The following is a 12,273-nucleotide window of genomic DNA, read 5'->3' as shown; positions in this document are numbered from 1 at the left end:
GCGTCGGCCAAGGTGGGCGGCCTTCGGGTCGCCCTTTTTTATCCAACAATGGGGTTAGCTATGACTGCAAATGATGCTTGGTACATCGTCATGTTCGGGTGGGGAATGCTCACGGCTTGGGCCGTGATCAAAGGGTTTGAGGGGGGCGCACGATGATACGCAAGCTGCTGGTTCTTTTCTTCGCGTTCACGCTCTCGTGCAATGCCTTCGCCTATGACGGCTCGAACATCGCACGCGAGGTTGCCAGCGTCCTTCGTGGTAAGGCTGTTGCTCGTGGCTTGGCCGCGAGCGATCCCCGTGTAACCGGGCTCGTGTCAGCTGCCGGTACGGCTGTTACAGAGATTGCGGTGGGTGTGGTCGCTGCCGGTACGGCTCCTGCCTGGGGCACTCTGCTTGCCTCGGCCGCTATCGCTGGTGTTGTCGGTTATGGCATCCAGGTGCTGGCTGGCTACCTGTTCAACAAGGACGGTACTGTCAACGTGCCGGCCCAAGGCGCTCAGGCTCCCGCCCTTGCCTCTGGCAAGTGCTACCGAAGCGGCGGTAGCGGATGCTGGGCGTCTATCGCCGATGCGCTGACTAATGGCAGTGCCATGAGCACCTATTCCGGTATTTGCCCTGGCGGCGCTAAGATTGTCGGCTCGTCGTTGCCCGGCTGGTGGGAGCTTCAATTACTCAACGCTAGCGGTAACCCTTGCATGGGGCAGTCCGGTTACATTGAGGTAGCTGACGGCGCTGCAGGCCCGCTCGTGAATGCAGACGCGGCGTACATCGCTGGTGGCACACCAGCTAAGACCCGTCCGGTTGGCGATGCTCTGGAGGCGCTTCCCGAGCTGCAGAAGGGTTTGGTCATACCTGCCAAAACCATTGCGGACATCGCCGACGCTGTATGGCGTGACGCCGCTGGCAAGCCTGGTTACAACGGCGTGCCTTACTCGCTGTCCGATCCGGTCACTGAGGCTGATGTTCAGGCCGATAGGGCCGCTAATCCCGGTCGTGCTGTGCCGCGCATCGGCGATCTGACTTCTCCGATAAGTACAACAAATCCCCTTGCGGAGCCGTCGACCAGTCCGGTTAATGATCCAGTGGTAAACCCTTCCACCCAGCCGCAGGTCAATTTGGGTAACGACCCCGTGATCGGTGCGCCCACGTTGGAGGCTATTCCCACGGCACAGCAGATCATCGATCCGTTGGCTTCGCTTGCGCCGTCGCTGAAGAACTGGACTGTGCCGTCTCACTCTGCAGAGTGTCCCAAGCCAGCGTTCGATTTGTTCAACAAGCACATCCTCATGGATCAGCAGTGTTATCTGTTCGAGGACAATCGCGCCGTGCTGTACAACGCGATGCTCGTCGTTTGGCTATTGATCGCCCTGTTCATCGTCTTGTCTGCGTGAGGTCCCCATGTTCGGCATACTCGTTTCAGCCTTCAATTTCATTCTCGCTTGGGTGGTTCGCTCCGTCCTAGTCAAGTTCGTCGTGTTCTTTGCGCTTTACTTCGTGACGACCCAGTTCGTCGGTGTCATCGCCTCTTGGCTGCCGACTGGCTCCAGCTTGACAAGCGCGTTCGGCGGCATCAGCGCTGCCACCTGGTACTTTCTCGATTTGTTCGCGCTGTCGGTTGGCCTGCCTGCCGTCATTTCGGCCTACCTGACTCGGTTTATCATTCGCCGGCTGCCCGTGATCGGATGATGGCATGCTGACCCTCATCGCTTTTTTGTCCCGCAGGTTCGATAAGCGCGTCGCGGCCGCGTTCGCTGTCGGCCTGGCGGTCGGTGCCGTCCTCCTGGCCGTTCTGCTCGGCGTACACCTACGTTACGCCTGCAGCCCGCTCGGACTGCCGGGCTTCGTCGTGTGCAAGGTGGCCTGAAATGCCGATCAATGTCTACACCGGCCTCATGGGCAGCGGCAAATCCTACGAATGCGTCAGCTCCGTGATCATCCAGGCGATCACGAAGGGCCGGCGCGTCGTTACCAACGTGGATGGTATCGACGGTGATTCGATTAGGGCGTACATCCATGAGAGTAAGGGGATCGAGCTGGCCCGCCTGGGGACCGTCGTTCACTGCTCGAACGACGATGTGGCTAAGGCAGATTTTCTTCCGCACGGCGCGGACGTGGACACGTTCGTCAAGCCCGGCGACATCGTGTGCATCGACGAGGCCTGGCGCTTCTGGGGCACTGACTGCAAGCTCCTAAAGGAGCACTCGGTGTTCTTCCGTGAGCATCGGCACTACGTTGATCCTGAGACCAAGGTTTCGTGTGACCTGGTGCTGATGGTGCAGGATATCAGCGACCTCCACCGTACTCTTAAGGTGGTTGTCGAGCTGTCGTTCCGAACCACGAAGATCAAGAGCCTCGGGTTGACCAAGGTGTACCGGGTCGAAATGTGGGAGGGCTGGAAGCAGCACATCAAGAGCCGCATCAAAGTCGAGAACAAGAAATACGACCCGGCTATCTTCCCGCTGTATAGCAGCTATGACGGCGGCAAGGGCAAGGAAGTGACGGTCGATGACCGCCAGAACATCCTCAAGAATCCTGTGATATGGGGCCTGACGGTGCTGTTTATTGTGCTTGGGTCGGCATCGTTCTGGGCCGTGTGCAGATTCTTTAAAGGGCCGCAGGATAAGGCGAAGGTCGAGGCTAAGGGATCGGTACCGGCCAATGCCGCAGCGCCCGCTGGCGTACCTTCTACTGTCCCAGTTACAGCTCCGCGTGCCGAGTTCTCGGACGAATGGCGGGTCGCCGGTGACGTGCGACTTGGCCCGGTGCGCTATGTCGTTCTGGTATCCACGCTGGGCCGGGTCCGCTACGAGCACCCCAGCGCATTCAACAACGAAGGTGGGGCCATCGTCGGCACGTTGGACGGACGCAAGGTTACTGCTTTCTCTGGCGGAGGCTCCCCGTCTTCACAACAGTCCGGCATGGTTCCCATGCCAATCAACTCTGAGGGGAAGAAATGAAGCTCCTGATAGTCGCTCTGGCGCTGGCTGCACCGCTGGTACATGCCGCACCGTCCAGCAAAATTCTTAGTAATATCAAGCCCGCTCAGAAGGTCGATGACGCGATCGCGTTCAACCTGGCTAACGTCAAGCTTGGGGAGCTGATCACGCTGGCCTATCGCGATGCGTTCAAGATGCCCTATGTGCTGGCGCCGGAGGTCGCGGCCGATGCTCGTGTGGTGTCGCTGCGGATCGGCGGCGAAAGCACCGGCAAGGGCAAGGCCGATTTCGTCAAGTTTCTGGACATGATGGGCATCGTGATCGAGAAGCGCGGCGGCATCGAGTTCCTGACCGTTGTTAAGCAGGCTGAAGTCGAGCGTGAGCCATTCGTTTACAGGCCACGCTACCGCGATGTCAACTACCTGACGGACCTGCTTAAGCCGCTGTTCAAGGGCCAGTTCGTCAACCAGCGCGGTGTGCAGGCGGCGCTTGGTGCCGGGGTCGATGCCTCCAAGCCTGTGCCAGCCGGATCGGCCGCAGCGTTGATCGACAAGAACGCGGATTTGCTGGTGTTCGCCGGCGAGCATGCGGAAATCGTAAAGTTGTCCAACTTGTTGCCTCAGCTGGACGTTGCCAGCGGTGAGATACTGGCTCGGGCTGCGCTGTACGAGGTCACGAACACGAAGGATGCGGGGTCAGCGTGGCAACTCGCGGCGTCGATCTTGTCGAGCAAATTATCGATTTCGATTGGTTCGGGTTCCCAGGTGCTGGGCAACGCCGTTCATATAAAGACTTCTGGCATCGATGCTGTGCTGTCCGCACTGGCGACCGACAGTCGTTTTAAGGTTGTTTCCTCACCCTCGATCCGGGTCCGCTCGGGGGCTGCCGCCCGATTTTCTGTCGGCCAAGAAGTTCCGGTGCTTGGCGCTGTCTCCTACCCCGGCAACAGCCAGCAGCCTGTCCAGTCGGTCGAATATCGACCTTCTGGCGTCATCTTCGAGCTGACGCCACAAGTACGCGATAACGCGGTGGACGTGTCGCTATTGCAGCAGGTGAGCAACTTTGTGAATACGACTACAGGCGTCAACAACAGTCCGACGCTGATAAAACGCGAGCTGAAAACCGATGTCACCTTGGCCGACGGCGACGTGATCGTAATAGGTGGCATGACGGAGACGAAGGATAGCGAGGGCAGTAGCGGGCTACCGTTTTTCCCGGCATTCATGCAGAGCAAAACAGGCTCAAATAGTCGAAGTGAGATCATCTTGGTCCTGCAATTAACGCGAATCTAGCTCGGCGTTTGGTCGGGGATGTTTGAAGAAGTAAATGTTGGGAAGTTTAGAAATGACAATCAAGAAAACAGAGAGTGGTTGGCTGGTCGATATTCAACCAGGTGGGCGCGGGCAGAAGCGGATTCGCAAAACGCTGCCTACAAAATCTGAGGCACTTCAATTTGAAGCCTGGGCGAAAACGCAAGTCGTTCAGAACGATGGCTGGGTGAAGCCCAAGAAGAATCTCACCAAGCTGTCCGAACTAATTGAGCTTTGGCAGTCCCATCATGGCATTCAACTGCGGCACACCAGGACATACAGCACGCTTCAGCGGGTATGCGAAGCTCTGGGCAATCCTGTAGCCGAACAATTGAAGTCGGAGCATTTCGCGGCATACCGTTCTGCTCGCTTGGCCGAAGGCGTTACGCCCAATACGATCAACCGCGAGCATGCTTATCTGCGCGCCGTGTTCAATGAGCTTATTCGACTTGGATTTTGGAGTGAAAGCAATCCGCTGGCTCGGCTACGGCAGTTCAAGATTGCAGAACGTGAACTGTCTTACCTGACGGACGATGAGATTGGTGCCCTCCTGGCGGCACTGGAGCGCCGGAAGGATCGAGACGCGTTGTTGATTACAAAGCTGTGCTTGGCGTCTGCCGCCAGGTGGAATGAGGGTGAATCGCTGCGCATTTCACAGCTTCACAGCGGAATGGTGCACTTCACCCAAACGAAGACCGACAAGAATAGGTCGATTCCGATTGACGACGCTTTGGCTGTCGAGATAAGGGAGTTCTACCAGGCCGGAAATACGGATGCGTCAGGTCGAATTTTTAAAAGTTCGGTCGGTGCATTCCGTATGGCAGTAAAGGAGGCCGGCATTGAACTGATGCAGGGTCAGCTCACGCACGTGCTGCGCCACACGTTCGCCAGCCACTTCATGATGAACGGTGGGAACATCCTCGCGCTGCAAAAGGTGCTTGGCCATTCGAGCCTGCAAACGACCATGATCTACGCGCACCTCAGCCCAGACCATCTGCAGGAGGCCAAGTTGTTGAACCCGTTGACGCGGTTGACACTTGGTTGACACCACACAAAGCAACAAGGGCTTACATCGCTGTAAGCCCTTGTTTTTATTGGTGCCGACTGCCGGTTTCGAACTGGCCACCTGATGATTACAAATCAACTGCTCTACCAAATGAGCTAAGTCGGCGAAACTTGTACGGGGCGAATTATACGCTATTTAATTCGCGTAAGAGTGGGCCGGCCGCCCTTTTTTGGCGGGTCGGTGTCGTCGTCCGGAGCGCTTGGCGCCTCGGTCTTGACCTCTTGCGCGGGCGCCGGAACGGCCGCCAGCGCCGGTGCCGGCACGCTGGTTTCCCCTTCCTCCGGCGGCTCGGCAAAGCCCAGCTGCGGTTCGAACGCCATCCCCTGGCCGTTCTCGTTGGCATAGATCGCCATGACGTTGTTGACCGGCACGTAGATCTCGCGCGAGACGCCGCCGAAGCGCGCGTGGAAGCGGATGCTGTCGTTGTCCATCTTCAGGCCCGAAGTGGCGCCGAAGCTGATGTTGAGGACGATTTCGCCTTTTTTCACATATTCCATCGGCACCGTGGTCGAGGCGTCGACCTTGACGGCGAGGTAGGGCGTATAGCCGCTGTCCGTGCACCACTCATAAATGGCGCGCAGCATGTAGGGCTTGGTTGAGATTTCAGACATGGTGTTCCAGACTGCAGTAAAACCCGGCGCGCCGCCCGCTAAGGCCGGCAAACGCGCCGATAGACTTCAAGTAAAACGGACTACGCCACAATTAACGGCGCATGACCTTTTCCGACGGCGTCAGCGCTTCGATGTAGGCAGGGCGCGAGAAGATGCGCTCGGCGTACTTCATCAGCGGCGCCGCGGTCTTCGACAGTTCGATGCCGTAGTGATCCAGACGCCACAGCAGCGGCGCGACCGCCACGTCCAGCATCGAGAATTCATCGCCGAGCATGTACTTGTTCTTCAGGAACAGCGGCGCGAGCGTGGTCAGGCGGTCGCGGATTTCCGCGCGGGCCTTGTCGTGGCTCTTGTCGTTGCTCTTGGCGCGTTCGCTTTCCAGCACGTGCACGTGAACGAACAATTCCTTTTCGAAATTGAACAGCATCAGGCGCGCACGCGCGCGCATCAGCGGGTCGGCCGGCATCAGCTGCGGATGCGGGAAGCGCTCGTCGATGTACTCATTGATGATGTTCGATTCGTACAGGATCAATTCGCGTTCGACCAGGATCGGCACCTGACCATACGGATTCATGGTCGAGATGTCTTCCGGCTTGTTGAACAGGTCGACATCGCGCACTTCGAAGTCCATGCCTTTTTCAAACAGGACCAGACGGCAGCGTTGCGAGAATGGGCAGGTTGTACCCGAGTAGAGAACCATCATTTTTTATAGTTCCTTAGAAGAACAAAGGGGGTGACGCCGCGAACGGTTCACCCCGGATCGATCGCCCGCCAGCGCGGGCATCGCAAAACAAGCGCCGGCCAGCCGGCGCTCTCGATTATTTAACTTCTTTCCAGAACGACGCGTTCAGGCGCCATGCCAGGAAGGCGAACAGGGCCATGAACAGCACCACCGCTACACCCAGTTTCTTGCGGGTCTGCGCCGCAGGCTCCGCCATCCACTCCATGTAACCGACCAGGTCGGCCACCGCAGTGTCGTATTCCAGCTTCGTCAGCTTGCCCGGCGTGACCTGCTCGAAGCCGGCAAACTGATGAATCTTCTTGCCTTCCTCGTGCGGGTCGGCCACTTCTTCCATCTTGACCTTCTGTACGCCCTGCAGTTCCCACAGCACATGCGGCATCGCCACATTGTTGACCACCAGGTTGTTCCAGCCGGTTGGGCGGGTGTCGTCCTTGTAAAAGGTGCGCAGGTAGGTGTACAGATAGTCGCCGCCGCTGCCGGCGCCCGACGCTTTCGCGCGCGAGATGACGGACAGGTCCGGCGGCACCACGCCGAACCATGCTTTCGCATCTTTCGGATTCATCGTGGTGGTCATCATTTCGCCGACCTTGTCGCCGGTAAACAGCAGGTTGGCCTTGATTTGCTCTTCCGTCAGGCCCAGGTCGCGCAGGCGGTTGTAGCGCATCGAGGACGCATTATGGCAGTTCAGGCAGTAATTGACGAACAGCTTGGCGCCATGCTGCAGCGCCGCCATGTTGTTCGAGCGGTCAGGGGCCTTGTCGAGCGCGACGCCGCCTTCGTTGGCCAGTGCCAGACCCGGCAGCAATGCCAGGATAGCGAGCAGTTTTTTAGGAAAATTCATGTAATGTCCTTTGTGTACTTTAGCCGGGGTGGTCGATCAGTGCGCGTGGAACACTACGCGGTCCGGGACCTTCTTGAACGTGCCCATGGCGCTCCACCATGGCATGAACAGGAAGAAGCTAAAGTAAAGCAGGGTGCATACTTGCGAGAACAGCGTGCGGCCTTCGGTCGGCGGCAGGGTACCCAGGTAGCCCAGCGACAGGAAGCAGAAGAAGAACACGCCGTACACGTATTTGTGCCAGCTTGGGCGGTAGCGGATCGACTTGACCGGCGACTTGTCCAGCCAGGGCAGGAAGGCCAGGATCACCACCGAACCGCCGAAGAACACCACGCCCCAGAACTTGGCGTCGAGCACCTGCGGCAGCATGCCGATGATGGCCACCAGCGCGATCACGGCGATGGCGGTCTTCACCATGCTCGACAGGCGCGACTTCAGCCACACGAACACCACGTAGGCGGCCACGAAGAACATCAGCACCCACATGAAGTCGGCGGTGGTGGCGCGCAGCACCGAGTAGAACGCGGTGAAGTACCAGGTCGGCGCGATGTGCAGCGGGGTCTTGAGCGAGTCGCCCGGCAGGAAGTTGTTATATTCCAGGAAGTAGCCGCCCATTTCCGGGGCGAAGAACACCACGGTGCTGAAAATCAGCAGGAACACCGACACGCCGAACAGGTCGTGCACGGTGTAGTAAGGGTGCGAAGGAATCGAGTCGACCGGGTGGCCGTCGGCGCCCAGGTTTTCCTTCACTTCGATGCCGTCCGGGTTGCTCGAGCCGACTTCGTGCAGCGCGATCAGGTGGGCAGCCACCAGACCCAGCAGCACCAGCGGGATCGCGATCACGTGGAAGGCGAAGAAGCGGTTCAGGGTGGCGTCGGACACCACGTAGTCGCCGCGGATCCACAGCGACAGGTCAGGGCCGATCAGCGGAATCGCGCCGAACAGGTTGACGATCACCTGCGCGCCCCAGTACGACATCTGGCCCCATGGCAGCAGGTAGCCGAAGAAGGCCTCGGCCATCAGGCACAGGAAGATGGCGAAACCGAACAGCCAGATCAGCTCACGTGGCTTGCGGTACGAGCCGTACAGCAGGCCGCGCGTCATGTGCAGGTAGACGATGATGAAGAAGGCCGAGGCGCCGGTCGAGTGCATATAACGCACCAGCCAGCCCCACGGTACTTCGCGCATGATGTATTCGACCGAACCGAAGGCCAGGTTGGCGTCCGGCTTGTAGTGCATGGTCAGGAAGATGCCGGTGACGATCTGCAGCACCAGCACCAGCATGGCCAGCGAGCCGAAGATGTACCAGAAGTTGAAGTTTTTCGGGGCGTAGTATTTGCCCCATTGGTCGTTCCACAGCTTGGTGAGCGGGAAGCGGTCGTCGACCCAGCCCAGCGCTTTTTGTGCGGCCGGAGCATCGGCCGGGAATTTTGTCTCTTTGAAAGCCGCCATGATTTACGCCTCGCCTTTCTCGTCTTTACCAATGATCAGCTTGGTGTCGCTCAGGAACATATGGCGTGGCACTTGCAGATTGTCCGGCGCCGGCTTGTTCTTGAACACGCGGCCGGCCATATCGAAGGTCGAGCCGTGGCACGGGCAGAGGAAGCCGCCCTCCCAGTCGTCCGGCAGCGATGGCTGCGGGCCCGGGGTGAATTTGGACGATGGCGAGCAGCCCAGGTGGGTGCAGATGCCGACCGCGACCAGCAGTTCAGGTTTGCGCGAGCGCCATTCGTTGCGGGCGTATTCCGGGGTGAACTCGTCCGGGTTGCGCTTGGAGTCGGCGTCGGCCACTTTGCCGTCGGTTTTTTTCAGCGAGGCCACCATTTCAGGGGTGCGCTTGATGATCCAGACCGGTTTGCCGCGCCATTCGACGGTTTTCATTTCGCCGGGATTGAGGCTGGAAATATCCACTTCCACCGGTGCGCCGGCCGCTTTTGCGCGCTCGGACGGTTGGAACGTGCTTACCAGTGCCCCGGCGGTTGCCAGACCCACTACACCACCCGCCGCGCCTGTTGCGACGAGCAATCCGCGTCGGCCGGAATCGACCTGCTTTTCGATACTCATACAAACCCCAATCAGTCAAAGTGCGAACAAAATCCGAGAACCGAGAACAAAACCTGAAACTTGTTGAAGCACGAATATAGCTTCTAGCAACCTTAAATTATAAGGTAAGCGTGATACGAATTAAAGCAAAAACGTTGCCGTAACCCCAATTGGCGCGATTTGCGCACCGTTTTGGACTTGAATTCCGCCAGGCCATCCCCTACTGCCGGCGCGCAAGCCATAGATATTGATACAAGACAAATTTATAGCGTAATTCGGTGTCCAAATGCGCACCACGCGCGCGTGTTTGGAATCTAATTGAAAAAATAGTATGATCCAGACGCAGTTTTGTTCACAAATGACCACAGCGAGGATGTAAAAATGTCAATGATGCAGGAATTTAAAGAATTCGCGATGAAGGGCAATGTGGTCGACCTGGCTGTGGGTGTGATCATCGGCGGCGCTTTCGGCAAGATCGTCGATTCGCTGGTGGCCGACATCATCATGCCGCCGATCGGCAAACTGTTCGGCGGCCTGGACTTCGCCAACTACTACATCGCCCTCAACGGCCAGGACCCGCACCTGAGCTTGGCCGAGGCGAAAAAGCTGGGCGCCGTGTGGGCCTACGGTAATTTCGCCACCATCCTGCTGAACTTCATCATCCTGGCCTTCGTGATCTTCCAGATGGTGCGCTTGATGAACAAGGCGCGTACCCTGAGCACCAAGGAAGCGGCGGCTGAAGCGGCCGCGGCGCCGGCGCCCACGCCGGAGGATATCGTGCTGCTGCGCGAGATCCGCGACTCCCTCAAGAAATAACAAGGACGCCGTCCGGCGGACGGCTGATGGAAAGCTATGCGACGACTCTGGTTATTGTTTGCGCAAACGGTGACTGTCGTACTGGCACTGTATTTTGTCTACGCGGCCGTGGGGCCGGAGCGGCGCGCACCCGTGCACACCCAGCAGATGGGCAGCGCCGACCATCCGGCCGTGATGCTGGAAGCGGCGCCGGGCAAGGCGCCCGGCGTGGCGGTCGGCTCCTACCGGGCGGCGGCCGGGCGCGCGATGCCGGCCGTGGTCAACATCATCACCAGCAAGAAACCCAAGCGTGGCAAGCATCCGCTGCTGCGCGATCCCTTCTTTAAAAAATTCTTCGGCGACCGCGATCGTGACGGCGAGAACGACGACGACGAGTCCAGCCTGGGCTCGGGCGTGATCGTCTCCGGCGAAGGCTACATCCTGACCAACAACCACGTGGTGGAGGCGGCCGACGAAATCGAGGTCATGCTGGCCGACGGCCGCAAGGCCGCCGCCAAGGTGGTGGGCACCGATCCCGAGACCGACCTGGCCGTCATCAAGATCGATCTCGACAAGCTGCCGGTGATCGTGCTGGGCCAGGCCGAGCAGGCGCAGGTGGGCGACGTGGTGCTGGCCATCGGCAACCCGTTCGGCGTCGGCCAGACGGTGACGATGGGCATCATCTCCGCGCTGGGCCGCAACAACCTGCACATCAACCATTTCGAGAACTTCATCCAGACCGACGCCGCGATCAACTTCGGCAATTCCGGCGGCGCGCTGGTGGACGCCAACGGCAACCTGCTGGGCATCAATTCGGCGATCTATTCGCAGTCGGGCGGCTCGGTGGGCATCGGCTTCGCCATTCCGGTCTCGACCGCCAAGTCGGTGATGGAGGCCATCATCAAATCCGGCCATGTGGTGCGCGGCTGGATCGGCGTGGAGACCCAGGAGATCACGCCGGAGCTGGCGTCGAGCTTCGGCCTGAAGCGCCAGAGCGGCGCCATCATCGCCGGCGTGGTGCGCAACGGCCCTGCCGACAAGGGCGGCATGAAGCCGGGCGACATCCTGTTGTCGGTGGACGACAAGCCGGTGGCGGACACCAACGAGATGCTCAACCTCATCGCCCAACTCGTTCCTGGCGGAAAAGCTAAAATGACGGTCTTGCGCAAGAGCCGCGAGACCACGCTGGACATCCTGGTCGGCAAGCGTCCGGCCGGCGCCAAATAAGGAACCTTAATGCATCTGCGCGACCTGACTCAATTCCTCAAGGAACTGGCGGACAACAACAACCGTCCCTGGTTCATCATGAACAAACCGCGCTACGACATCCTGCGCGAAGAATTCCTGCAAGTGGTGACGGACATGATCGTCGAGCTGGGCAAGTTCGACGCCGCCGTCAAGTTCTGCAATCCGAAGAAGGCGATGTTCCGCATCAACCGCGACGTGCGTTTCGCGCACGACAAGAGCCCGTACAAGACACGCTTCTCGGCCGCCGTGGCGCCGAACGATCTGCGCCGTCCCAGCAAGGCCGGCGGCCCGACCTACTACATGCAGATCGACGGCAGCGGTAAGCTGCTGTTCGGCGCCGGCGAATACATGCCGCCGCCGCCGCGCCTGAAGGCGCTGCGCCAGCACATGGTCGAGGACGCGGCCGGCTTCAGCAAGGTATTGAAGAACAAGAAGTTGAAAGCCACCTTCGGCGACATCCAGAACGAAGGCAAGCTGATGCGCCCGCCCAAGGGCTTCGACCCCGAGCACGAGCACATCGAATACATCAAGCTGAAGAGTTTCTTCGTCTGGACCGAGGTCGACCTGCCGATGAACAAGCCGGAACTGCTGGTGCCGATGATCGCCAGCGGGCTCAAGGATGCGTTCCCGCTGGTCGAGTGGATGCGCGCCGCCAAGGAAGAGGAGTCCGAGGACTAAGCACGT

14 protein-coding genes and 1 tRNA gene are annotated in these 12,273 nt (G+C 59.3%); 9 read left to right on the top strand and 6 right to left on the bottom strand.

What is annotated here, in order from left to right; all coding sequences use genetic code 11:
- Positions 1–152: 152 nt before the first annotated feature.
- From ACEN9O_RS07665 to ACEN9O_RS07640, 6 genes are read left to right on the top strand one after another with little or no spacing between them, the layout of a single operon-like run.
- A complete protein-coding gene (locus ACEN9O_RS07665) occupies positions 153–1,391 on the top strand; it encodes a hypothetical protein (RefSeq protein WP_495616983.1) in 1,239 nt (412 codons plus the stop codon).
- 7 nt (positions 1,392–1,398) lie between these two features.
- Positions 1,399–1,686: a DUF2523 family protein gene (locus ACEN9O_RS07660; RefSeq protein ID WP_495616982.1), complete on the top strand. Its 288-nt coding sequence runs from the start codon at positions 1,399–1,401 to the stop codon at positions 1,684–1,686.
- A gap of 4 nt (positions 1,687–1,690) precedes the next feature.
- Positions 1,691–1,864 carry a hypothetical protein gene (locus ACEN9O_RS07655; protein ID WP_495616981.1) on the top strand — a complete coding sequence of 58 codons (174 nt, stop codon included), beginning with the start codon at positions 1,691–1,693 and terminating at the stop codon, positions 1,862–1,864.
- Position 1,865: 1 nt separating this feature from the next.
- Positions 1,866–2,957: a zonular occludens toxin domain-containing protein gene (locus ACEN9O_RS07650; RefSeq protein ID WP_495616980.1), complete on the top strand. Its 1,092-nt coding sequence runs from the start codon at positions 1,866–1,868 to the stop codon at positions 2,955–2,957.
- Complete coding sequence (locus ACEN9O_RS07645) at positions 2,954–4,228, top strand: type II secretion system protein GspD (protein ID WP_495616979.1); 1,275 nt, start codon at positions 2,954–2,956, stop codon at positions 4,226–4,228. Before ACEN9O_RS07650 ends, ACEN9O_RS07645 begins: the two co-directional genes overlap by 4 nt.
- Positions 4,229–4,280: 52 nt before the next feature.
- Positions 4,281–5,291 (top strand): phage integrase, encoded by a 1,011-nt coding sequence (locus ACEN9O_RS07640; RefSeq protein ID WP_495616978.1) that lies wholly within the window; start codon positions 4,281–4,283, stop codon positions 5,289–5,291.
- 50 nt (positions 5,292–5,341) lie between these two features.
- On the opposite strand, the gene ACEN9O_RS07635 is transcribed toward ACEN9O_RS07640, so the two are convergent.
- From ACEN9O_RS07635 to petA, 6 genes are all read right to left on the bottom strand, one after another.
- Positions 5,342–5,417, bottom strand: a tRNA-Thr gene (locus ACEN9O_RS07635).
- Positions 5,418–5,443: 26 nt separating this feature from the next.
- Positions 5,444–5,923, bottom strand: a complete 480-nt coding sequence (locus ACEN9O_RS07630) for a ClpXP protease specificity-enhancing factor (RefSeq protein ID WP_495616977.1) — start codon at positions 5,921–5,923, stop codon at positions 5,444–5,446.
- 91 nt (positions 5,924–6,014) lie between these two features.
- Entirely contained in the window at positions 6,015–6,626 is a 612-nt protein-coding gene (locus tag ACEN9O_RS07625; RefSeq protein WP_008443913.1) for a glutathione S-transferase N-terminal domain-containing protein, read from the bottom strand.
- A 115-nt stretch (positions 6,627–6,741) separates the two neighbouring features.
- Positions 6,742–7,506 (bottom strand): cytochrome c1, encoded by a 765-nt coding sequence (locus ACEN9O_RS07620; RefSeq protein WP_495616976.1) that lies wholly within the window; start codon positions 7,504–7,506, stop codon positions 6,742–6,744.
- A gap of 36 nt (positions 7,507–7,542) precedes the next feature.
- Positions 7,543–8,955, bottom strand: coding sequence for a cytochrome b (locus ACEN9O_RS07615; RefSeq protein WP_495616975.1), 1,413 nt, complete (start codon positions 8,953–8,955; stop codon positions 7,543–7,545).
- 3 nt (positions 8,956–8,958) lie between these two features.
- On the bottom strand, positions 8,959–9,567 hold the full coding sequence (gene petA, locus ACEN9O_RS07610; protein ID WP_026334826.1) for a ubiquinol-cytochrome c reductase iron-sulfur subunit: 609 nt from the start codon (positions 9,565–9,567) through the stop codon (positions 8,959–8,961).
- A 360-nt stretch (positions 9,568–9,927) separates the two neighbouring features.
- Here petA and mscL point away from each other — a divergent pair, with 360 nt between their 5' ends.
- Genes mscL through ACEN9O_RS07595 form a run of 3 tightly spaced genes read left to right on the top strand, consistent with a single transcriptional unit; the run spans position 9,928 to position 12,267 of the window.
- Positions 9,928–10,362 carry a large conductance mechanosensitive channel protein MscL gene (gene mscL, locus ACEN9O_RS07605; protein WP_495616974.1) on the top strand — a complete coding sequence of 145 codons (435 nt, stop codon included), beginning with the start codon at positions 9,928–9,930 and terminating at the stop codon, positions 10,360–10,362.
- A gap of 36 nt (positions 10,363–10,398) precedes the next feature.
- Positions 10,399–11,568 carry a Do family serine endopeptidase gene (locus ACEN9O_RS07600; protein WP_495616973.1) on the top strand — a complete coding sequence of 390 codons (1,170 nt, stop codon included), beginning with the start codon at positions 10,399–10,401 and terminating at the stop codon, positions 11,566–11,568.
- Between the two features lie 9 nt (positions 11,569–11,577).
- A complete protein-coding gene (locus tag ACEN9O_RS07595; protein WP_495616972.1) occupies positions 11,578–12,267 on the top strand; it encodes a DUF2461 domain-containing protein in 690 nt (229 codons plus the stop codon).
- The last annotated feature ends 6 nt before the right edge of the window (positions 12,268–12,273 follow it).

It is taken from the genome of Duganella sp. Dugasp78 (assembly GCF_059491455.1).
Note: the sequence above shows the minus strand (reverse complement) of the source record. Positions and strands in the feature narration are given on the sequence as shown.

Excerpts from the sequence above, each read along its gene's own strand:
- ACEN9O_RS07630 (WP_495616977.1), bottom strand. The coding sequence starts at position 5,923 with ATGTCTGAAATCTCAACCAAGCCCTACATGCTGCGCGCCATTTATGAG.
- ACEN9O_RS07645 (WP_495616979.1), top strand. The coding sequence starts at position 2,954 with ATGAAGCTCCTGATAGTCGCTCTGGCGCTGGCTGCACCGCTGGTACAT.
- ACEN9O_RS07600 (WP_495616973.1), top strand. The coding sequence starts at position 10,399 with ATGCGACGACTCTGGTTATTGTTTGCGCAAACGGTGACTGTCGTACTG.
- ACEN9O_RS07665 (WP_495616983.1), top strand. The coding sequence starts at position 153 with ATGATACGCAAGCTGCTGGTTCTTTTCTTCGCGTTCACGCTCTCGTGC.
- ACEN9O_RS07625 (WP_008443913.1), bottom strand. The coding sequence starts at position 6,626 with ATGATGGTTCTCTACTCGGGTACAACCTGCCCATTCTCGCAACGCTGC.
- ACEN9O_RS07650 (WP_495616980.1), top strand. The coding sequence starts at position 1,866 with ATGCCGATCAATGTCTACACCGGCCTCATGGGCAGCGGCAAATCCTAC.
- ACEN9O_RS07595 (WP_495616972.1), top strand. The coding sequence starts at position 11,578 with ATGCATCTGCGCGACCTGACTCAATTCCTCAAGGAACTGGCGGACAAC.
- ACEN9O_RS07660 (WP_495616982.1), top strand. The coding sequence starts at position 1,399 with ATGTTCGGCATACTCGTTTCAGCCTTCAATTTCATTCTCGCTTGGGTG.
- petA (WP_026334826.1), bottom strand. The coding sequence starts at position 9,567 with ATGAGTATCGAAAAGCAGGTCGATTCCGGCCGACGCGGATTGCTCGTC.
- ACEN9O_RS07620 (WP_495616976.1), bottom strand. The coding sequence starts at position 7,506 with ATGAATTTTCCTAAAAAACTGCTCGCTATCCTGGCATTGCTGCCGGGT.
- ACEN9O_RS07640 (WP_495616978.1), top strand. The coding sequence starts at position 4,281 with ATGACAATCAAGAAAACAGAGAGTGGTTGGCTGGTCGATATTCAACCA.
- ACEN9O_RS07655 (WP_495616981.1), top strand. The coding sequence starts at position 1,691 with ATGCTGACCCTCATCGCTTTTTTGTCCCGCAGGTTCGATAAGCGCGTC.
- ACEN9O_RS07615 (WP_495616975.1), bottom strand. The coding sequence starts at position 8,955 with ATGGCGGCTTTCAAAGAGACAAAATTCCCGGCCGATGCTCCGGCCGCA.
- mscL (WP_495616974.1), top strand. The coding sequence starts at position 9,928 with ATGTCAATGATGCAGGAATTTAAAGAATTCGCGATGAAGGGCAATGTG.